Consider the following 22,271-nt stretch of genomic DNA (forward strand, 5'->3'; position numbering starts at 1 on the left):
CTTCACTTCAATACTCATTCTTCAAGGAGAAAAACCATGACTGCACGCGTCGTGCTCGCCTACTCCGGCGGCCTGGACACCACCGTCGCCATCCCGTACCTGGCCAAGATGACCGGCGGAGAGGTCGTCGCCGTCTCCCTCGACCTCGGTCAGGGCGGCGAGGACATGGAGTCCGTGCGCCAGCGTGCACTGGACGCCGGCGCCGTCGAGTCCGTCGTCATTGACGCCAAGGACGAGTTCGCCACCGACTACTGCATGCCGACCATCCGGGCGAACGGCCTGTACCAGGGTGAGTACCCGCTGGTCTCCGCGATCTCGCGCCCGCTGATCGTCAAGCACCTGGTCGAGGCCGCCAAGGAGTTCAACGGCACCCACGTCTCCCACGGCTGCACCGGCAAGGGCAACGACCAGGTCCGTTTCGAGACCGGCTTCACCGACCTGGCCCCGGAGCTGGACATCATCGCCCCGGCCCGTGACTACGCCTGGACCCGCGACAAGGCAATCGCCTTCGCCGAAGAGAACGACATCCCGATCGAGCAGTCGAAGAAGTCGCCGTTCTCCATCGACCAGAACGTCTTCGGCCGAGCCATCGAGACCGGCTTCCTCGAGGACCTGTGGAACGCCCCGACCAAGGATCTCTACGCCTACACCGAGGATCCGGCCATCGGCAACGCCCCGGACGAGGTCATCATCTCCTTCGAGGGCGGCACCCCGGTGGCCATCGACGGCCGCAAGGTCACCCCGCTGGAGGCCATCGAGGAGATGAACCGTCGCGCCGGCGCCCAGGGCATCGGCCGTCTGGACATGGTCGAGGACCGTCTCGTCGGCATCAAGTCCCGCGAGATCTACGAGGCGCCGGGCGCCATCGCCCTGATCACCGCCCACCAGGCCATGGAGGCGGTGACCATCGAGCGAGAGCTCGCCCGCTACAAGCGCACCATCGAGGTCGAGTGGGCCAGCCAGGTCTACGACGGCCTGTGGTACTCCCCGCTGAAGCGTTCCCTGGACGCCTTCATCGACGAGTCCCAGCAGCACGTCACCGGAGACGTCCGCATGGTCCTGCACGCGGGCAAGGCCACCGTCAACGGTCGCCGCTCCAACCACTCGCTCTACGACTTCAACCTCGCCACCTACGACACCGGCGACACCTTCGACCAGACCATGGCCAAGGGCTTCGTTCAGCTGCACGGCCTGTCCTCCAAGATCGCCAACAAGCGCGACCGCGAGGCCCAGTAACCATGAGCGACATCGATAAGCACGGGACGAACGAGGGCGCCCTCTGGGGCGGCCGCTTCTCCGGCGGCCCCTCGGACGCCATGTTCGCGCTGAGCGTGTCCACCCACTTCGACTGGGTCCTGGCACCGTACGACGTGCTCGCCTCCAAGGCCCACGCCAAGGTCCTCAACGCCGCGGGCCTGCTTACCGACGCCGACCTGGCCACCATGCTCGCGGGCCTGGATCAGCTCGGTGCGGACGTCGCCGACGGTTCCTTCACCCCGGATCCCACGGACGAGGACGTCCACGGCGCCATGGAACGCGGTCTCATCGACCGCGTCGGCCCGGAGGTCGGTGGCCGTCTGCGTGCCGGCCGCTCCCGCAACGACCAGGTCGCCACGCTCTTCCGCATGTGGCTTCGCGACGCCATCCGCGACACCGCCCTCGACGTCGCCGATCTGGTCGACGCCCTCGTCGCCCAGGCCGAGGCCCACCCGGACGCGATCATGGCCGGCAAGACCCACTCGCAGGCGGCCCAGCCGGTCCTGCTGGCGCACCAGCTGCTGGCCCATGCCCAGCCGCTGCTGCGCGACCTGGACCGCATCCGGGACCTGGACAAGCGCCTGGCCGTGAGCCCCTACGGTTCCGGCGCGCTGGCCGGCTCCTCGCTGCGGCTCAACCCGGAGGCCATCGCCGAGGAGCTCGGTTTCGACTCCGCTGCGGACAACTCCATCGACGCCACCAGCTCGCGCGACTTCGCCTCGGAGGCGGCCTTCGTCTACGCGCAGATCGCCGTGAACATGTCGCGTCTGGCCGAGGAGATCGTCTACTGGGCGACGCCGGAGTTCGGCTACGTCACGCTCGCCGATGCCTGGTCCACCGGCTCATCGATCATGCCGCAGAAGAAGAACCCGGACATCGCCGAACTCACCCGCGGCAAGACCGGGCGTCTCATCGGTAACCTGTCCGGCCTGCTGGCGACCCTCAAGGCTCAGCCACTCGCGTACAACCGCGACCTTCAGGAGGACAAGGAGCCGGTCATCGACTCCGTCGCCCAGCTGCGCCTGCTCCTGCCGGCAATGACCGGGCTGGTCTCCACCCTGACCTTCCACGAGGACCGCCTGCGCGAGATCGCGCCGATGGGCTACACCCTGGCCACCGACCTCGCCGAGTGGATGGTCCGGCAGGGCGTGCCCTTCCGCGAGGCGCATGAGGCCTCCGGCGAGTGCGTGCGCATCGCCGAGGCCCGCGGCGTCGGCCTGGAGGAGCTCAGTGACGAGGAACTCACGGGCGTCGACAAGCGTCTGACCCCCGAGGTTCGCGAGGTGCTCACCATCGACGGCGCCGTGGCCTCCCGCGCCACCCGTGGCGGCACTGCAGGTCCGCGCGTCGTCGAGCAGCGTGGCCGAGTCGCCGAGGCCAACGCGGCCCACCGCGCATGGGCGCAGATTTCGGTTCGCTAGCTGTCCGTGGGGGAGGGGCCGATCGCCACGATCGGCCCCTGTCCGCTTTTCCGGGGTGGCTCGGCCGCAGTGTCGGTGGGTGGGTACGATGGACAACCATGAGTCTGGACCCGAAGCTTCTTGACGTGCTGGCCTGCCCCAAAGACAAGGGGCCCCTGAAGTATCTGGAGGACGAGCAGGTGCTCGTCAACGAGCGACTGCACATCGCCTACCGCATTGAGAACGACATCCCGGTTCTGCTGATCGATGAAGCCATCGACTGGCCGGCACAGAAAAACGCTTAACACGAGGTAGAGACACACATCATGGCTGACAACATCATCGACGAACTTTCCTGGCGGGGATTGATCAACCAGTCCACCGACCTCGACGCGCTGCGCGAGGCCACCTCCGAGCCGATGTCGCTCTACTGCGGCTTCGATCCGACGGGAAGCTCCCTGCACGCCGGGCACCTGGTCCCGATGATCATGCTGCGCCGCTTCCAGGAGTTCGGCCACCGACCGGTCACCCTGGCCGGCGGCGCCACCGGCATGATCGGCGATCCGCGCGACGTCGGCGAGCGGTCGATGCTCACCGAGGAGACCGTCGCCGAGAACATGGAGGCCATCAAGGGACAGCTGCGTCGCTTCGTCGACTTCTCCGAGGACCGGGAGAACAAGGCGATCATGGTCAACAACGCCGACTGGACCGGCAACCTCAACGTCATCGACTTTCTGCGGGACGTGGGCAAGAACTTCTCGCTCAACACCATGCTCGACCGGGACACGGTCAAGCGTCGCCTGGAGTCCGACGGCATCTCCTACACCGAGTTCTCCTACATGCTGCTGCAGTCCAACGACTTCGTGCAGCTGCGCCGCAACTACGGCGTCATCCTCCAGATCGGCGGGGGCGACCAGTGGGGAAACATCGTGTCCGGCGTCGACCTCAACCGGCGCATGGACGGCGCCAAGGTCCACGGGCTCACCGTTCCGCTGGTCACCGATGCGGAGGGCAACAAGTTCGGCAAGTCGACCGGCGGCGGCAAGCTCTGGCTCGACCCTGCCCAGACCTCGCCGTACTCCTGGTACCAGTACTTCATCAACGCCGGCGACTCAGTCGTCATCGACTACCTCAAATGGTTCACCTTCCTCACCCGGGAAGAGATCGCCGAGCTCGAGAAGGAGGTCGCCGAGCGTCCGTTCAAGCGCGAGGCGCAGCGACGCCTGGCGCAGGAGATGACCGATCTGGTCCACGGGCGGGAAGCGACCACGGCCGTCGAGCTCGCCTCGCAGGCGCTGTTCGGCCGCGCCGAGCTCACCGACCTTGACGAGGACACCCTGGCCTCCGCCGTCTCCGAGACCAAGGTCTTCGAGGTTGAGGCAGGGGAGTCCCGGAACATCCTCGATCTCCTCGTGGGCGCCGGTCTCGCCTCCTCGAAGGGAGACGCCCGCCGCTCGGTCAAGGAAGGCGGCGCATACGTAAACAACGTGCGGGTCGAGTCCGAGGACTGGGAGCCGGCCGAATCTGATCTGCTCCACGGCCGCTGGCTGGTTCTGCGCAAGGGCAAGAAGAACTTCGCCGGCGTGAAGGTCAGCGGATAAACCCGCCATCCTCCCCGGGTGATTCACTGGAAACAGTGAATCACCTGGGGATTTTGCGTTCCGGGCAGGTGTGGGTACATTAATCCAAGTCGCCGAGAGAGCGGGCAGCAGGCCAGACACAGTCTGACCGGGCCGTACGCAGATCAAGGTTGACGGGAAGTAAACACGAAGTTGACTTCGCAAGAAGTTGTGCAGTAACGTTTATATCCAGCCGCGAAAACGACTCCGAGAAAATATCGAGCGTCCGAAGCGTGTGCGGTTGTTGTGTGAGAACTCAATAGTGTGCCAATGTACTTTTGTTTATACATGATCGTGTGATCGTGTGTGGCGTGGGTGTTCTGGCTGGTCTGGTCCCGGTTTGTGGGTCGGTCCGGTCGGGTGGCGTACCTGGGGTGGTGTCCTTCCATATGGGCCCGCCTGAGATGCACGGGATCCGGGTCTTGATGGCCTGTGGTTCCTAGTGTGGTGCGGCATTGCTCATGGTATGCGCGGTCGTGTCCCCTGTTGGGGGGCACGGTTGTGGTTGCGTCGGCCCCGTTCCACCTCGTCGGTGGGGGTCGGCGGTATGAGTTTTATGTTGTGGTTTTTGGACGATGGCAAACATCAGTGATTTTTGTCAGTTGTTCTTTTTTGCCTGGTGTCAGGCTTTTCGCCTGCATTTTTGCAGTTTTTGTGGAGAGTTTGATCCTGGCTCAGGATGAACGCTGGCGGCGTGCTTAACACATGCAAGTCGAACGGAAAGGCCCCCAGCTTGCTGGGGGTGCTCGAGTGGCGAACGGGTGAGTAACACGTGGGTGATCTGCCCCGCACTTCGGGATAAGCCTGGGAAACTGGGTCTAATACCGGATAGGACCATCCTTCGGTGGGTGGTGGAAAGATTTATCGGTGTGGGATGAGCCTGCGGCCTATCAGCTTGTTGGTGGGGTAATGGCCTACCAAGGCGTCGACGGGTATCCGGCCTGAGAGGGTGTACGGACACATTGGGACTGAGATACGGCCCAGACTCCTACGGGAGGCAGCAGTGGGGAATATTGCACAATGGGCGCAAGCCTGATGCAGCGACGCCGCGTGGGGGATGACGGCCTTCGGGTTGTAAACTCCTTTCGACAGGGACGAAGAGGAATTGACGGTACCTGTAGAAGAAGCACCGGCTAACTACGTGCCAGCAGCCGCGGTAATACGTAGGGTGCGAGCGTTGTCCGGAATTACTGGGCGTAAAGAGCTCGTAGGTGGTTTGTCACGTCACTTGTGGAAAACCGGGGCTTAACTCCGGTCGGGCAGGTGATACGGGCTTACTTGAGTGCTGTAGGGGAGACTGGAATTCCTGGTGTAGCGGTGAAATGCGCAGATATCAGGAGGAACACCAATGGCGAAGGCAGGTCTCTGGGCAGTTACTGACGCTGAGGAGCGAAAGCATGGGTATCGAACAGGATTAGATACCCTGGTAGTCCATGCTGTAAACGGTGGGCGCTAGGTGTAGGGACCTTCCACGGTTTCTGTGCCGTAGCTAACGCATTAAGCGCCCCGCCTGGGGAGTACGGCCGCAAGGCTAAAACTCAAAGGAATTGACGGGGGCCCGCACAAGCGGCGGAGCATGTGGATTAATTCGATGCAACGCGAAGAACCTTACCTGGGCTTGACATACACCGGACCGGGCCAGAGATGGTCCTTCCCTTTGTGGCTGGTGTACAGGTGGTGCATGGTTGTCGTCAGCTCGTGTCGTGAGATGTTGGGTTAAGTCCCGCAACGAGCGCAACCCTTGTCTTATGTTGCCAGCACGTGATGGTGGGGACTCATGAGAGACTGCCGGGGTTAACTCGGAGGAAGGTGGGGATGACGTCAAATCATCATGCCCCTTATGTCCAGGGCTTCACACATGCTACAATGGTCGGTACAACGGGTCGCGATACTGTGAAGTGGAGCTAATCCCCTAAAGCCGGCCTTAGTTCGGATTGGGGTCTGCAACTCGACCCCATGAAGTCGGAGTCGCTAGTAATCGTAGATCAGCAACGCTGCGGTGAATACGTTCCCGGGCCTTGTACACACCGCCCGTCACGTCATGAAAGTTGGTAACACCCGAAGCCAGCGGCCCAACCCTTGTGGAGGGAGCTGTCGAAGGTGGGATCGGCGATTGGGACGAAGTCGTAACAAGGTAGCCGTACCGGAAGGTGCGGCTGGATCACCTCCTTTCTAAGGAGATTTTTTGTCAGTCACGCCGGAGGCAGGAATGCCCGGTGTGCGTGCCCGCAGTTGCGGGTGTTGTGGTTGAGTCACCGGTTGTGTGGCTGCCACGTATCTGTTGGGGTGGATGCGCCAGTGCCCCCGGACGTCGATGTCCGGTGGATGCGCGCGCCGCGGCATGGTCGCATGGTGTATGAACGGTTTGGTATGTTGGCGCACTGTTGGGTGTCTGGGGCAACACTGGTTGTTCTGTGACCTTCCCGTGCATGACTGTCTGGATGCTGAAGTCCCGGTGGTTGTGGTGGGTGGGTGTGTTGTGTGAGAACTGTATAGTGGACGCGAGCATCTTTATTTGAAATGGGCGCAGGTCACCTTCGGGTGGTGTGTGTCCGTGTGTGTTTTGTTTGTTCGCCGGCCCGTCACTGTGGTGGTGGGTTGGTGATCGTTCTTAGTGTTGTTTTGTTAAGGGCGTATGGTGGATGCCTTGGCATGCTGAGCCGATGAAGGACGTGTGAGTCTGCGTTAAGCCTCGGGGAGTTGACAACTGAGCGTTGATCCGAGGATGTCCGAATGGGGAAACCCGGCCGTCGTTATGGGCGGTCACCATCATGTGAATTCATAGTGTGGTGGGGGTGACGCGGGGAAGTGAAACATCTCAGTACCCGCAGGAAGAGAAAATAATAATGATTCCGCTAGTAGTGGCGAGCGAACGTGGATCAGGCTAAACCGTGTGTGTGTGATACCTGGCAGGGGTTGTGCATGCGGTGTTGTGGGATGCGATGTGACCAGGCTGCCGGCTGGTCGCGTGCGGCGTGTGGTTAGTGGAACTGGTTTGGGATGACCGACCGTAGTGGGTGAGAGTCCCGTACATGAAGACCAGGCGTCGGGCGTTGTCGTATTCCCGAGTAGCAACGGGCTCGTGGAATCTGTTGTGAATCTGCCGGGACCACCCGGTAAGCCTAAATACTCAGTGTGACCGATAGCGGATAGTACCGTGAGGGAATGGTGAAAAGTACCCCGGGAGGGGAGTGAAATAGTTCCTGAAACCATGCGCTTACAATCCGTCAGAGCACCTCTTGTGTGTGATGGCGTGCCTTTTGAAGAATGAGCCTGCGAGTCAGCGGCATGTCGCGAGGTTAACCCGTGTGGGGTAGCCGTAGCGAAAGCGAATACTAACTAGTGTGTTTAGTGGCATGTTCTGGACCCGAAGCGGGGTGATCTACCCATGGCCAGTGTGAAGCAGCTGTAAGAGGTTGTGGAGGCGCGAACCCACTTAGGTTGAAAACTGAGGGGATGAGTTGTGGGTAGGGGTGAAAGGCCAATCAAACTCCGTGATAGCTGGTTCTCCCCGAAATGCATTTAGGTGCAGCGCCGCGTGTTTCTTGCCGGAGGTAGAGCTACTGGTTGGTTGAGCGGGACTACAATCTTAGTGACGTCAGCCAAACTCCGAATGCCGGTCAAGTTTAGCGTGGTAGTGAGACTGTGGGGGATAAGCTTCATAGTCGAGAGGGAAACAGCCCAGATCGCCGGTTAAGGCCCCTAAGTGTGTACTAAGTGGAAAAGGATGTGCGATCGCGAAGACAGCCAGGAGGTTGGCTTAGAAGCAGCCACCCTTGAAAGAGTGCGTAATAGCTCACTGGTCGAGTGGTTGTGCGCCGACAATGTAGTGGGGCTCAAGTACACCGCCGAAGCCGCGGCATGAGATTTTGTCTCATGGGTAGGGGAGCGTCGTGCATGGGGTGAAGCAGTACCGTGAGGGGCTGTGGACTGTGTGCGAGTGAGAATGCAGGCATGAGTAACGAGAGTAAGGTGAGAATCCTTACCGCTGGATGACTAAGGGTTCCTGGGTCAAGTTCGTCTTCCCAGGGTGAGTCGGGGCCTAAGGCGAGGCCGACAGGCGTAGTCGATGGATAACGGGTTGATATTCCCGTACCCGTGTATGTGCGCCCATGGTGAATCAGTGATACTAACCACCCACAATCGCCGACGTCCGCCTTCGGGTGGTGTTGGTGTGCGTGCGTGGGGCCTGAACTGGTAGTAGCTAAGTGATGGGGTGACGCAGTGGGGTAGCCGTGCCACTTATTGGATTGTGGTGTAAGCGTGTAGGCCGGGGCATAGGTAAATCCGTGTCCCGTGATGGCTGAGACGTGATGCGTAGGACGTGGTCCGATGTCGGTGATCCCGTGCTGTCGAGAAAAGCCTCTAGCGAGTGCATACATGGCCCGTACCCTAAACCGACACAGGTAGTCAGGTAGAGAATACTAAGGCGGTCGGGTGAACTGTGGTTAAGGAACTCGGCAAAATGCCCCCGTAACTTCGGGAGAAGGGGGGCCCGTGCTGGTGACCGGATTTTCTCCGTGAGCTGGTGTGGGTCGCAGAGAATAGAGGGAAGCGACTGTTTATCAAAAACACAGGTCCGTGCGAAAACGTGAAGTTGATGTATACGGACTGACGCCTGCCCGGTGCTGGAAGGTTAAGAGGACCGGTTAGCGACGTTTACGTCGCGAAGCTGAGAATTTAAGCCCCAGTAAACGGCGGTGGTAACTATAACCATCCTAAGGTAGCGAAATTCCTTGTCGGGTAAGTTCCGACCTGCACGAATGGCGTAACGACTTCCCTGCTGTCTCAACCACAGACCCGGTGAAATTGCAGTACGAGTAAAGATGCTCGTTTCGCGCGGCAGGACGAAAAGACCCCGGGACCTTCACTATAGCTTGGTATTGGTGTTCGGTTCGGTTTGTGTAGGATAGGTGGGAGACTGTGAGGCCGTCACGCCAGTGGCGGTGGAGTCGTTGTTGAAATACCACTCTGACCGGATTGGATACCTGAACCTTGGCCCATGATCTGGGTTGGGGACAGTGCCTGGTGGGTAGTTTAACTGGGGCGGTTGCCTCCTAAAATGTAACGGAGGCGCCCAAAGGTTCCCTCAGCCTGGTTGGTAATCAGGTGGTGAGTGTAAGTGCACAAGGGAGCTTGACTGTGAGAGTGACAGCTCGAGCAGGGACGAAAGTCGGGACTAGTGATCCGGCACCTACTTGTGGATGTGGTGTCGCTCAACGGATAAAAGGTACCCCGGGGATAACAGGCTGATCTTCCCCAAGAGTCCATATCGACGGGATGGTTTGGCACCTCGATGTCGGCTCGTCGCATCCTGGGGCTGGAGTAGGTCCCAAGGGTTGGGCTGTTCGCCCATTAAAGCGGCACGCGAGCTGGGTTCAGAACGTCGTGAGACAGTTCGGTCTCTATCCGCCGCGCGCGTTGAAACTTGAAGAAGGCTGACCCTAGTACGAGAGGACCGGGTTGGACGTACCTCTGGTGTGCCAGTTGTTCCGCCAGGAGCAGGGCTGGTTGGCTACGTACGGGAGGGATAACCGCTGAAAGCATCTAAGCGGGAAGCCTGTTTTGAGATGAGGTTTCTGTTGAGGTCCCCCAGAGACGATGGGGTTGATAGGCCAGATCTGGAAGGTGGGTAACCATCGGAGGTGACTGGTACTAATGCACCGACTAAACAACACTATTGTTGTTAACGCAAGCGAAACACAGAGCAGATGAAGTTTGCTCGCGTCCACTATGCAGTGTTTGACACAGCACACCCGTGTCACAGGTCCCCGCCGTAGCCGGCTGGGGTGCCTCTGTGGGTGTGTCGGTGGTTGATAGCGGTAGGGAAACGCCCGGTCCCATTCCGAACCCGGAAGCTAAGCCTACCCGCGCTGATGGTACTGCACCTGGGAGGGTGTGGGAGAGTAAGACACCGCCGACCTAAAACCAAAAAATTCAATAGTGCAACGTCAAGGGAGCGTGGTCGTCCGAGTAGAGCTCAATGCTCCTCGGCGGCCGCGCTCCCTTGACGCATTTTCCTGTCCGGTCATCGACAATGGCTACCGGGCAGTTCTAATCGCATCCCTCCGCGGGGTGCAGGAAGGTCAATTTTCACATGGCTGACAACGACAACCGCGACCACAACCGCCGAGACCGCGATGATCGGCGGCGCAATGCCGACGGGGGCCGTCCCCGCAGCGGGGGCTCCGGTCAGCGTGGCTACGGAGCCGACCGTGGCGGCAACGAGCGTCGGGACTGGGGATCGAAGGAGCGCCGTGGTGAGGGCGGCGATCGACGTTCCTATGGCGACCGGGATTCCCGTGGCGGCGACCGCCAGGACCGGCGCCGTGATGATCGACGTTCCTCCGGCGACCGAGACAACCGACGTGGTGATTCCCGTGGCGACAGCCGCGACAACCGCGGCGGCCGTCGTCCCACCGGTGCGCGTTATGGGCAGCGAGGCGACGACTTCACGGGCGGCCCGCGCAGCGGCCCGGTGCGGCAGGGCTTCCGTGAGGAGCGCATGGACCGTCGGGCTGCTGAGCCGGACCTGCCGGAGGGTCTGGATCTGGCTGATCTGGATCCACTGGTCCGCCAGGATCTTCGGGTCCTGTCCAAGGACAACGCCGAGGCCGTCGGCAAGCACATCTTGATGGCCGCAGAGTTGGTGGACGACGCCCCGGAACTCGCCCTCCAGCACGCCAGGGCGGCCAAGAACCGTGCCGGTCGCGTCGCAGTCGCCCGGGAAGTCAACGGGATCACCGCCTACCGTGCAGGTGAGTGGAAGGAGGCGCTGTCCGAACTGCGGGCAGCCCGTCGCATCGGCGGCGGTCCGGGGATGCTCGCCCTCATGGCCGATTGCGAGCGTGGTCTGGGCCGTCCGGAGAAGGCCATCGAGCTGTCGCGCTCGGAGGAGGTCGCGCAGCTGGACAGGGAGGCGGCCGTCGAGTTCGCCATCGTCATCGCCGGAGCCCGACACGACATGGGGCAGCACGAGTCCGCGGTCCTGACGGTGGAGCGGATGAATCCTGACCGGAAGGACGATTCATTCTCGGGTCTTCGGCTGGCTTACGCCTATGCGGACGCGCTGGCGCAGGCGGGTCGCACCGAGGAGGCGCGGGACTGGTTCGCCCATGTCGTCGCCAAGGACGAGGACGAATGGACGGATGCCGCCGAGCGCCTTGAGGCTCTCGACTAAGGTTGGAGGACATGAGTCTTCTGGAGTTCTACGATGCCCTGCTGCTGGACCTTGACGGAACCGTGTGGGAGGGCGGCCGGGCCATCCCCGGCGCCGTAGAAACCATCACGGCGGCGGGCCTGCCGGCGGTCTACATCACCAACAACGCCTCCCGCGGCCCGGCTTCCGTCGTCGAGAAGCTCGCGGCGATCGGCCTCGAGGTGACGGAGGAGAGTGTCCTGACCTCGGCGCAGGCCGCCGTCGCCATGGGGCTGCAGGATTTCCCCTCCGGGACGAGGGTGTTGGTGGTGGGCACCGAGTCTTTCCGTGATCTCGCGCGGGCGGCGGGTCTCGAGGTGGTCGACTCCGCTGACGAGCGGCCCGCCGTCGTCTTCCACGGCCATAACCCGGAGACCGGGTGGGCGCAGCTGACCGAGGCCGCCCTCGCGATCCGCGAGGGCGCGGTCTACATCGCCAGCAACCTGGATTCGACGCTGCCGATGGAGCGGGGGCTCGCGGTGGGCAACGGCTCCATGGTCGCGGCGGTCATCTCCGCGACCGGCGTCGCCCCGGCGGCCGCCGGTAAGCCGCAACCGACGATGTTCCATCAGGCCGTCGCCACGCTTGGTGCGCAGCGCCCGCTGGCGGTGGGCGACCGTCTCAACACCGACATCGAGGGCGCCAACGCCGCCGGCATCCCCACCTTCCAGGTCCTGACCGGGGTCCATGGCGCCCTTGACCTCATCGAGGCCCCGAAGGAGCAGCGTCCGACCTACATCGGCCGGGACATGCGCGATCTCCACCGGACCGCCGGGGAACTGCTGCCGGGCGCCCAGGGCGGCTTCACCGCGCGCACCAACCGCCGCGACATTCTGCTGGAACGCGGCAACGCGGACGGCACCCCGGAGCAGGCCCTGCGCACCGTCCTGGAGGTGGCGTGGTCGATGCCGGAGCCTCCGGAGCTCATCCGCCCGATGTCCGAGGCGGCCGAAGCCGCCACCGACGCCTGGTAGACCTCTCAGACATCCCCGACCAGAGGAGGGTAAAGTGACTGCTCCGAAGCCATCCGATCCACGTCGTCCGGGCGGCATCACCCCCGGCGAGGTGGATGAGCGCCTGAGCCGCATTCTGGGTACACCCGCCGCTACCCTGGCCGACGAGGCCGAGCAGTTGGAGGCGGCACACGACGTGCTGAACCAGGCTCTGCAGAACAACTAGCCCGTCATCCCCTCCCTCCGAAAGGTTTCTCCCATGGCATCAGGCCGACGCCGCCTCGACGCGGAACTTGTCCGGCGAAAGATCGCCCGCTCCCGCGAGCACGCCGTCGAGATGATCAAGGACGGCCGTGTCACCGTCGCCGGTTTCCTGGCCAGCAAACCAGCCACGCAGGTGGACCCGGGGGAGTCCATCAAGGTCACCGAGGCGCAGGACGACGGGTGGGCGTCGCGGGGCGCGCACAAGCTCCTCGGTGCCCTCGAGGCCTTCGAACCGCAGGGGCTGGTCGTTACGGGCAAAAAGGCGCTAGACGCCGGCGCCTCGACGGGCGGGTTCACCGACGTGCTCCTGCGTCGGGGCGCGGCGGAGGTCGTCGCGGTCGACGTCGGCTACGGTCAGCTCATCTGGCGCCTGCAGGACGACGAACGGGTCCGGGTCCTCGACCGCACCAACATCCGCAACCTCACGCCGACGATGACGGGCGGCCCCTGCGATCTCATGGTCGGGGATCTGTCCTTCATTTCCCTGACCCTGACCCTGCCGGCCATCGCGCAGTGCCTGCGCGACGGCGCCGACCTGCTGCCGATGGTCAAACCCCAGTTCGAGGTCGGCAAGGACCGCCTGGGCAGCGGAGGGGTCGTGCGCAGCCCCGAGTTGCGCGCCGAGGTGACGCGCGACGTCGCCGAGTTCGCCTTCACGCTCGGGTTGAGCTGCCGCGGTGTGGTCGCGTCCCCGCTGCCGGGGCCGAGCGGTAACGTAGAATATTTCCTGTGGCTGGTCAAGGACGGCGGCGCCAGCGCCCCGACGGAAGCGGAGCTGGCCGCCATGATCGAACGGGCCGTCCAGGAGGGACCGCAGTGAGCGAAGCACAGCACGTCACGCAATCTGGGGGACCCGTGCGGCGGGAGATCCTCCTCGTGCCGCACACGGGCCGGCAGACCAATGTCCGGGCCGCCGCCCGCGCCGCCGAACTGCTCGAGGGCGCCGGAATCTCGGTCCGGGTGCTCGTCTCCCACGGCACCGAGCCCCTCGAGCAGCACCCGTCGCTGGCGAAGCTGCCGCGGGTGCGGCACGAGGCGGCCGCCGCCGAAGGCTGTGAGCTCGTGCTCGTCCTCGGCGGGGACGGGACCTTCCTCCGCGCGGCCGACCTGGCCCGTGCCCAGGATCTGCCGGTCCTGGGCATCAACCTCGGGCACGTGGGCTTCCTGGCCGAATGGGAGGCCGCCTCCCTGGACCTGGCGATTCGGCGGGTGATCGACAAGGTGTACCGGGTTGAGGACCGCATGACCATCGACGTCACCGTGACCGACGTCGACGGGGGGCTCATCGGCCAGAGCTGGGCGCTCAACGAGGTGTCGGTGGAGAACATCGACCGCAGGGGCGTGCTCGACGCGATTCTCGAGGTCGATTTCCGCCCGGTGTCCTCCTTCGGCTGCGACGGCATCATCATCTCCACGCCGACGGGCTCCACCGCCTACGCCTTCTCCGCGGGCGGCCCGGTGCTGTGGCCGGAACTGGACGCCATCCTCGTGCAGCCGAACAACGCCCATGCGCTGTTCACCAAGCCGCTGGTGGTCTCGCCCAGCTCGACGGTGGCCGTGGAGTCGGTTTCGACGACGAACCCGGCGCAGGCCGTCATGGACGGTTTCCGCATCGTGCCGGTCCCGCCGGGGGCGCGTGTCGAGGTGACCTACGGTCATCGTCCGGTGCGCTGGGTGCGTCTGGACGAGCAGGCTTTCACGGACCGGCTGGTGACCAAACTGCGCCTGCCGGTGGCGGGCTGGCGCGGACCGCGGGCGGCCGGCCGGTAGCATAGTCCGCATGCTCGCAGACATCTCGATCGCCAATCTGGGCGTCATCACCTCCGCCTCGGCGGAGCTTGCCGACGGCCTGACCGTCCTCACCGGTGAGACCGGTGCGGGCAAAACCATGGTGGTCACCGGGCTTCGCCTGCTCACCGGCGGGCGTGCCGACGCCTCCCGGGTGCGGACCGGTTCCGATCAGGCGCTGGTCGAGGGCCACTTCACGGTCCACACCATGGGGGAGCCGACCCGTCAGGCCCTCACCGCCCTGGCCGAGGAGGCCGGGGTGAGCACCGACGAGAACGGGGAGTACCTCGCTTCGCGTACCGTCAGCGCCAAAGGCCGCTCCCGCGCCCACCTCGGCGGGCGCAGCGTCCCGGCCGCCACCATGCAGGAATTCACCTCCCACCTACTGACCATCCACGGCCAGAACGATCAACTTCGCCTGACCAGCCCGGACGAGCAGCTCGCCGCACTGGACCGTTTCGATCCGGCGATCCCGCCGATCCTGGCCGCCTACCGCGAGGCCTATCGCACGTGGCGGGGTTTGGCCAAGGACCTCAGGGAGCGGACCGGGAAGCGTCGCGAACTGGCCCAGGAGGTCGACCGCCTGGGCTTTGCCATCGGTGAAATAGACGAGATCGCACCGAAGGACAACGAGGACGTCGAGCTGGTCGAACAGATCCGCCGACTGCAGGACGTCGATACGCTCCGGGAGGCGGCGACCCTCGCCCTGGGCGCCATTGACGGGGCCGAGGCCCTCGGCGGTTATGACGACGAAGGGGATCCCGCCTCCACCCTGCTCGGCCAGGCGCACTCCGCTCTCGCCGGCAACGAGGATCCCGAACTGCGGGAGCAGGCGGCGACGCTGGCGGAGGTCATCTCCCAGCTGTCCGACGTCACGGGCACCCTCGGCCGGTTCCTGGCGGACCTGGACGCCGATCCGCAGGCCCTGGAAAAGATGCTGCAGCGCCAGCAGGAACTCAAGTCCTTGACCCGCAAGTACGCCAGCGACATCGACGGGGTGATCGCCTGGCGGACGAAGGCCGCCAAGCGGCTGGCGAAAATCGACACCTCCACCGAGGCGCTCGACAAGCTGACCGCACAGGTCGCGGCCGCGGAAAAGACGATGAAGGCCGCGGCGAAGAAGCTGAGCGCCGCGCGCGCGAAGGCGGCGACCACGCTCGGCGAACAGGTGACCCAGGAGCTGCGCGGACTGGCGATGCCGAAGGCCCGGCTGGAGGTCGCCGTCGACAGGACCCAGCCCGGGCCCGAGGGCGCCGACCAGGTGGAGCTGCGCCTGGCGCCCAACGACGCCATGGCGGCCCGCCCGCTGGCCTCCTCGGCCTCCGGCGGCGAACTGTCCCGCGTCATGCTCGCACTCGAGGTGATCCTTTCCTCGGGGAGCCGGGGCACGACGATGGTCTTCGACGAGGTCGACGCCGGCGTCGGCGGGCGCGCCGCCGTGGAGATCGGTCGTCGACTGGCGCGTCTGGCCACGCACAACCAGGTCATCGTCGTCACTCACCTGCCGCAGGTGGCCGCCTACGCGGACACGCACCTGCACGTCGCCAAGGAGGTGGGGGACGCCACGGTCACCTCCGGGGTGCGCTCGCTCAGCGACGAGGAACGCATCGAGGAACTGGCCCGCATGCTCGCCGGCCTGGACGACACGGAGACCGGCCGCGCCCACGCAACCGAGCTCCTCCACCGTGCGCAGGAGGAAGTCGAGGCGATGCGCTAGGCGCGGAGATTGCTTGGGCGCGCCTTCCACACCGTCGGTCGTGTGCCAGCGACAATGTCGAACTATGAGTGCGTCTGATTCCTCCGCCGCGTCCACCGGTTCGACCGCGGGAACCGGCCCCGTGGTCGGCCCGGACACGTCCGGAGCCACCTCGCCGGTCGTCGGCGCCCTGCGCGACTGGACCTCCGTCGCCACAGGGCGGCGGCGTCTCAACGCCGGCGACATCGCCGTCATCGACGACACGGACCTGAGTCGCCGGGAGGCGCAGGCGCTTCTCGACGCGCGCCCCGCCGCCGTCGTCAACGTCGGACACTTCACCACCGGCGCGGTCCCGAACTTCGGTCCGCTGATGCTGATCGACGCCGGGGTCACTCTCGTGGAGGGGGTCGGGGAGGGGATCCGCTCCGGATTTCGCGACGGCGCCCGGAAGGGGCGGGTGAACCCGGACGGCGCCGTCCTCAACGGCGCGAAGACCATCGCCCAGGGCACGCTGCTCAGCGCCGCGGAGGCCGAGGCCCGCTTCGAGGACGCCCGTGGCACCCTCGACGCGACCGTCAGCGCTTTCGCGGGCAACGCCGTCGAATTCGTGCAGTACGAGGCCCCGCTGCTCATTGACGGCATGGGCATCCCCGACGTCGGCGAGGACATCACCGGCCGCAAGGTGCTCGTCCTCGCCGACGCCGAACGCGGCCGGGACCTGATGCGCAACCTGCGCAATTTCATCCGCGAGTACGAACCCGTCCTCATCGGCGTCGAGGGGGCGGCGGACGTGCTCCTCGCCGCAGGCTACACCCCCGACTTCATCGTCGGTGATCCCGTGAAGGTGGGTACCGATACCCTGCGCAGCGGCGCCCGCGTCATCCTGCCGGCGGATCCGGACGGCCACGCCACCGGCCTGGAGCGCATCCAGGACCTCGGCGTCGGCGCCATGACCTTCCCCGCCGCCACCGAATCCGCGACGGATCTGGCGCTGCTGCTTGCCGAGCACCACGGCGCCACCATGATCGTGCTCGCCGGACGCCCGCTCTCCCTCGCCGACGTCTTCACCCGCCATCCCGACGCTACCCCGGCCACGGTCCTCACGCGCGCGAAGCTCGGACCGAAGCTGGTCGACGCCGACGCCATCATCGGTCTCTACTCGATAGGCTCCGGGCGCGGCCTCGGCTGGCTCTGGGCGGCGCTGGGACTGCTGGTGGCCGTGGCGGCGATCATCCTCGTGATCGGGTTCGGCGGCGACGGAACGTTCCTCAACAACATCATCGACACCTGGAACGGCATGGCGTTGACCGTGCAGGGCTGGTTCCGCTGACGCGGGCCGGAGAGGGGTAGACCATGGCGAAGAAGAAGTCCGGCCGGGCCGGGTACTGGTGGGCGGGTCTCGGGTGGGGCGTGGCTGCCGGCGTCGCCCTCGGCACGCTGCTCCTGGCCCCCAACCTGCCCGGCGCGGGCGCCGGCGGCGGTGCGGCGAGTGTGCAGGCTCAGCTCGATCAGGCCACCCGCGCGGCCGAGATCAACGCGGTCCAGGCTGAGGTCTCCGATGACGCCGTGGGCCAGCTCATCCCCGGGATCGTGGCCGACACGCTCGCGCAGCGTCCGGTGCTGGTGATGAGCACCGCCGACGCCGACGCGCAGGACGTCGACGCGGTGCGCTGGCTGCTCGGCGCCGCCGCGGCGGACGACGCCGGCCACATCCGCCTGACGGAGAAGTTTCTCGACCGCGACCACGCCGATGAACTCAAGACGCTGGTCACGAGCACACTGCCGGCCGGCGCGCAGCTGTCCGAGGATTCGCTCCACCCGGGCACCCATGCGGGGGAGGCGCTGGGGTCCGCCCTTCTGCTCGACCCGGGAACGGCGGAGCCGACCGCCAGCAGCGCGGACCGGGCCGTGGTCCTGCAGTCGATGCGCGAGGCCGGCTTCATCGATTACCCGGACGGCACGATCCGGCCCGCCCAGGTGGTCGTCGTCATCACCGGGGCCAATGACGGTTCCGGGGAGGGTGGCTTCGCCGCCGGCGCCCTGGCCAACTTCAGCATGGCCCTCGACGGGCGCGGCAACGGCGTGGTGCTGGCCGGGCGGGTGGAATCCGCCGCGGACCGGGGCACCATCGGTCTGGTCCGGGCGAACGAGTCTGGGGCGGCCAACGTCTCCACGGTCGATTCCCTGGAGCGGGAGTTCGCCCGGGGCGCGACCGTCCTGGCGGTCTCCGAGCAGCTGGCCGGCGAGGCCGGCGCCTATGGGGCGGCCGCCGAGGCCAACGCGGCGATGCCTGACCCCCGCGGTTGACCGCGGAGGGTGGCGGCGGCGGGGAGCTGATCTAGGATTGGCGGTCATGAGCGCAGGCACACACGAATTCACGGTCACCGGCACCGAGCTGTTGCTGGAGTCCCCGATCCTCGGCGTGCGGCGTGACAGCGTCGTCATGCCCGAGAAGACCAACGCGTATCGCGAGGTCGTCGAGCATTTTGGCGCCGTGGCGGTGGTCGCGGTCAACGACCGGGGGCAGCTGGCGATGGTGCGCCAGTACCGCCACAGCGTGAAGAGCCGTCTCTGGGAGCTGCCCGCCGGGCTGCTGGATATGGCGGGGGAGTCGGAGCTGCCCGGTGCGCAGCGCGAACTCGCCGAGGAGGCCGGCCTGGCCGCGGGGCAGTGGTCCGTGCTCGTCGACATGGTCACCTCGCCCGGTTTCTGCGACGAGGCCGTCCGCGTCTTCCTCGCCACCGACCTCACTGAGGTCGAGCGCCCGCCGGCGGAGTTCGAGGAGGCCGACATGGAGCTGACGTGGCTGGATCTCGCCGACGCCCGCCGGGCCATCCTCGAGGGTCGCATCGTCAACTCCATCGCCATCGCCGGCATCTTCGCCGCCAGCGAGGTTCTCGCCGGGCGGGGCGTCCCGCGGGGGACGGACGCGCCCTTCGAGTACCGCCCGACGGGCCTGGCCGCCCGACGTCGGGAAGCTGGCGTCGGGCCCGACATGAAGAAGATGGGCTGACGCGGCGTGGTCGATCCCCGGGAGCTGGCGGAAACCTGGCTCAACCACCTCGCCGTCGAACGTGGTCTGTCGGCAAACACTTTGAGCAATTATCGACGCGACGTGGAGCGCTACCTCGCCTGGCTCGCCGACGCCGGGCTAGCGGACCTGACGGACGTCACCGCCGGGCACCTGGAAAGCTACGTCGTCGACCTCCGCCGAGGCTCGGCGGACCGGCCCGCGCTGGCCGCCTCCTCGGCCGGGCGGGCCCTGGTGGTCGCCCGCGGTCTGCACAAGTTCGGGACGGCGGAGGGCGAGCTCACCGTCGACGTCAGCGCCGACGTCTCGCCGCCGGCCACCGGCACACCGCTGCCCGACACGCTGTCCGTCGCCGAAGTCGAGCAGCTCATCGACGCCGTCCCCACCGGTGAATCGGCCACGCCCGTCGACATCCGGGACCGGGCGCTGCTGGAGCTGCTCTACGGTACCGGCGCCCGTGTCTCGGAGCTGACCGGGCTGCTCGTCGACGATGTGGCGGGACTGGCCGAGGGCGACACCATCCTCACGCTCAGCGGCAAGGGCGGCCGGCAGCGTATCGTGCCCGTCGGGCGGCAGGCGATCCGGGCGGTCACCGACTACCTGGTTCGCGCCCGGCCGGCCTTCGCCAACGGCAGGTCCCATTCGCTGCTGCTCAACACCCGCGGCGGGTCGTTGTCGCGCCAGAGCGCCTGGGCCGCGATCCGGGCGGCCGCGGAGCGTGCCGGCATCACCAAGGAAGTATCGCCCCACACACTCCGCCACAGCTACGCCACCCATCTTTTGGAAGGTGGGGCGGATGTACGTACCGTGCAGGAGTTGCTCGGTCATTCCTCAGTGACCACGACACAGATCTACACCCACGTCACCGCCGACAATCTCCGCGACATCTGGCGCGAAGCCCACCCCCGTGCCTGATCCCACCCGAATCTCCGGAAGGACATTTATGAATCGCATCACCCGTACCGCCCGCACCTGGGCACTGTCGCTGGCCGCAGCGGGATGCGCCGCCGGCCTGGCGACCGCACCGGTCGCCTCCGCCCAGCTGCCCGCCGGGATGTCCCCGCAGGACGTGCAGTCCGCGATTGCCGCGCCGATCTCGGTGCCCGCGGGCGAGACCGTGACGGTCGATCTCGGGGTCCCCGTGTCCATGAGTCACGCCGGCGACGGCTGGAGCGTCAGCTCCGCCGGCACCTCGGTAACCGTCACCGCGCCAAGCACGCCGGGTGCCCAGGTCAGCGTGCCGGCCTCCGCCCTCGGACAGTCCGCGACCATCACCCTGGTGGCGGAGGAAAACGCCTCCCTGCCCGCCGCGATCGCACCCGAGGCGGGGGCGACGACCGGTGGCGGCGACGGGACAGGAGGCGGCGAGGTGGCCGAGGGCGGGGCAGCGGATCCGGCCCAGGAGAGCGGAACCACCGCGAACCCGAAGGCCGGGCGCGGTGGCGACCCCGCCGGTACTGACCCAGGCTCCGACTCCACCGCGGTGGCCGCCGCTCCCGCACCGGAGCGCACCACGGCGGGAGTGGTGTCCGACACCGAGGCCCGTCACGTCGAGCTCGACGCCGTCATCGAGGGACGCTCGATTTCCGCGCAGCTCGGCCTGGGGCTGGCCGCCGATCTCTACCGGCAGTTCCAGGGCATCGACCAGGAGTCCGTCACGCTCCGTTACGTTGACGTCAACGGTCAGATCATCGAGGGGGTGACCCGGGACGTGGACATGGCGTCGCGCACGCTGACCCTGACCTACCCGGAGGGCCAGACCCCCGACAACCCCTTCATTCTCCAGGTGGTCCGTGACGGGGAAGCCATCCTGGTGGTCAAGCTCGTCGCTGAGGATCAGCCGGTGGCGCGTGCCGACGACTCGGCCGACGAGCCCGTCGAAGCCAGCGCGTCAAGCGACAGCCCGGTACCCGCGGCGGCGGTCATCATCGCGATCGCCGCGCTCGTGGCTATAGTGGCTGTGGTCGCCGCCGTGGCGGCGCGCTCCAGGCGCTCTCGCCAGGGCTAGTGGACCGTCCGGTGTATTTTCCTCCAGTCCGGCGTTGAGGCTTGACTTTCGACGCTCCTGCGGCGGAACTGTAATCTGGACATCGATAATGAATGACATCGGCGTAAGTATCGAAAAGCGCCTGACGCCGGCGGGGACGCCCGTCAGCAGTCGAGGAAGAGGTTGAGACCGTGAGTGATAACGGACTGGTGGATACCCCGGCTGGCGAGGATGACGGCCAGGTGGGGTTGACGGGACGTCCTCTGCGTGAGCTCCCGGAGCCGGTGGAACTGCACCGGCACGGACCGGCCAGGATCATTTCCATGGTCAACCAGAAGGGCGGGGTCGGCAAGACGACGACCACCATCAACCTCGGGGCGTGCCTGGCCGAACAGGGGCGTAAAGTCCTGCTCGTTGACCTCGACCCCCAGGGGGCCCTGTCTGCAGGCCTTGACGTGCGCGTCTCCGAGGACGACATCACCGTCTATGACCTCATGCTGGACAACCAGACGTCGGTGCACTCCGCGATCCGGAACACCAATGTCCCCGGGCTGGACGTCGTCCCCGCCAACATCGATCTGTCGGCCGCGGAAATCCAGCTGGTCAACGAGGTGGGACGCGAACAGACCCTTGGTCGTGCGCTGCGCCCGGTGCGCCGCGACTACGACTACATCATCATCGACTGCCAGCCCTCGCTGGGGCTGTTGACCGTCAACGCGTTGGCCTGCTCCCACGGCGTCATCATCCCGATGGAGTGCGAGTTCTTCTCCCTGCGCGGCCTGGCGCTGCTGACGGACACGGTCGAGAAGGTCCGTGACCGCATCAACTTCGACCTCGAGGTCATCGGCATTCTGGTGACGATGTACGACCGCCGCACCACCCATGCCCGTGAGGTCATGAGCCGCGTGGTGGAGGTCTTCGGCAAGACCGTCTTCGACACGGTGATCACCCGCACCGTCCGTTTCCCGGAGACCTCGGTCGCCGGTGAGCCGATCACGACGTGGGCGCCGACCTCCCAGGGCGCGCAGCAGTATCGCAACGTCGCCCTTGAAGTCATCGAGCGCACCAGCTGACCGTC

The 22,271-nt window shown here is 65.7% G+C and carries 16 protein-coding genes and 3 rRNA genes; all 19 read left to right on the plus strand.

Going from position 1 to position 22,271, the window contains the following annotated elements; all coding sequences use genetic code 11:
* The first annotated feature begins 36 nt into the window (after positions 1–36).
* The 19 genes from CGUA_RS06305 to CGUA_RS06395 all read left to right on the plus strand — a co-directional run bounded on the left by CGUA_RS06305 (position 37) and on the right by CGUA_RS06395 (position 22,266).
* A complete protein-coding gene (locus CGUA_RS06305) occupies positions 37–1,236 on the plus strand; it encodes an argininosuccinate synthase (protein WP_290198224.1) in 1,200 nt (399 codons plus the stop codon).
* Between the two features lie 11 nt (positions 1,237–1,247).
* Complete coding sequence (argH, locus tag CGUA_RS06310; protein ID WP_290198330.1) at positions 1,248–2,678, plus strand: argininosuccinate lyase; 1,431 nt, start codon at positions 1,248–1,250, stop codon at positions 2,676–2,678.
* Positions 2,679–2,776: 98 nt separating this feature from the next.
* A complete protein-coding gene (locus CGUA_RS06315) occupies positions 2,777–2,962 on the plus strand; it encodes a Trm112 family protein (RefSeq protein ID WP_290198225.1) in 186 nt (61 codons plus the stop codon).
* 21 nt (positions 2,963–2,983) lie between these two features.
* A complete protein-coding gene (gene tyrS, locus CGUA_RS06320; protein WP_290198226.1) occupies positions 2,984–4,258 on the plus strand; it encodes a tyrosine--tRNA ligase in 1,275 nt (424 codons plus the stop codon).
* A gap of 669 nt (positions 4,259–4,927) precedes the next feature.
* Positions 4,928–6,448 (plus strand): 16S ribosomal RNA (locus CGUA_RS06325).
* A gap of 443 nt (positions 6,449–6,891) precedes the next feature.
* A 23S ribosomal RNA gene (locus tag CGUA_RS06330) occupies positions 6,892–9,955 on the plus strand.
* Positions 9,956–10,081: 126 nt separating this feature from the next.
* Positions 10,082–10,199 (plus strand): 5S ribosomal RNA (gene rrf, locus CGUA_RS06335).
* The 16S, 23S and 5S rRNA genes sit together here, the layout of an rRNA operon.
* Before the next feature lie 174 nt (positions 10,200–10,373).
* On the plus strand, positions 10,374–11,456 hold the full coding sequence (locus CGUA_RS06340; RefSeq protein WP_290198227.1) for a hypothetical protein: 1,083 nt from the start codon (positions 10,374–10,376) through the stop codon (positions 11,454–11,456).
* 11 nt (positions 11,457–11,467) lie between these two features.
* On the plus strand, positions 11,468–12,448 hold the full coding sequence (locus tag CGUA_RS06345; RefSeq protein ID WP_290198228.1) for an HAD-IIA family hydrolase: 981 nt from the start codon (positions 11,468–11,470) through the stop codon (positions 12,446–12,448).
* Between the two features lie 34 nt (positions 12,449–12,482).
* Complete coding sequence (locus CGUA_RS06350; protein ID WP_290198229.1) at positions 12,483–12,653, plus strand: hypothetical protein; 171 nt, start codon at positions 12,483–12,485, stop codon at positions 12,651–12,653.
* Positions 12,654–12,686: 33 nt separating this feature from the next.
* On the plus strand, positions 12,687–13,511 hold the full coding sequence (locus tag CGUA_RS06355; protein ID WP_290198230.1) for a TlyA family RNA methyltransferase: 825 nt from the start codon (positions 12,687–12,689) through the stop codon (positions 13,509–13,511).
* Positions 13,512–13,546: 35 nt separating this feature from the next.
* On the plus strand, positions 13,547–14,461 hold the full coding sequence (locus CGUA_RS06360; protein ID WP_290198331.1) for an NAD kinase: 915 nt from the start codon (positions 13,547–13,549) through the stop codon (positions 14,459–14,461).
* 10 nt (positions 14,462–14,471) lie between these two features.
* Positions 14,472–16,196 carry a DNA repair protein RecN gene (gene recN, locus CGUA_RS06365; protein WP_290198231.1) on the plus strand — a complete coding sequence of 575 codons (1,725 nt, stop codon included), beginning with the start codon at positions 14,472–14,474 and terminating at the stop codon, positions 16,194–16,196.
* 64 nt (positions 16,197–16,260) lie between these two features.
* Entirely contained in the window at positions 16,261–17,505 is a 1,245-nt protein-coding gene (gene steA, locus CGUA_RS06370) for a putative cytokinetic ring protein SteA (RefSeq protein ID WP_290198232.1), read from the plus strand.
* 23 nt (positions 17,506–17,528) lie between these two features.
* Positions 17,529–18,482 carry a copper transporter gene (locus tag CGUA_RS06375; protein WP_290198233.1) on the plus strand — a complete coding sequence of 318 codons (954 nt, stop codon included), beginning with the start codon at positions 17,529–17,531 and terminating at the stop codon, positions 18,480–18,482.
* 46 nt (positions 18,483–18,528) lie between these two features.
* Positions 18,529–19,188: an NUDIX domain-containing protein gene (locus CGUA_RS06380; protein WP_290198234.1), complete on the plus strand. Its 660-nt coding sequence runs from the start codon at positions 18,529–18,531 to the stop codon at positions 19,186–19,188.
* 6 nt (positions 19,189–19,194) lie between these two features.
* Complete coding sequence (locus CGUA_RS06385) at positions 19,195–20,121, plus strand: site-specific tyrosine recombinase XerD (protein WP_290198235.1); 927 nt, start codon at positions 19,195–19,197, stop codon at positions 20,119–20,121.
* Between the two features lie 28 nt (positions 20,122–20,149).
* Complete coding sequence (locus CGUA_RS06390; RefSeq protein ID WP_290198236.1) at positions 20,150–21,214, plus strand: hypothetical protein; 1,065 nt, start codon at positions 20,150–20,152, stop codon at positions 21,212–21,214.
* 170 nt (positions 21,215–21,384) lie between these two features.
* Entirely contained in the window at positions 21,385–22,266 is an 882-nt protein-coding gene (locus CGUA_RS06395; protein ID WP_290198237.1) for a ParA family protein, read from the plus strand.
* The last annotated feature ends 5 nt before the right edge of the window (positions 22,267–22,271 follow it).

Origin of the sequence: Corynebacterium guangdongense (genome assembly GCF_030408915.1) — a bacterium.
GTDB lineage: Bacteria > Actinomycetota > Actinomycetes > Mycobacteriales > Mycobacteriaceae > Corynebacterium > Corynebacterium guangdongense.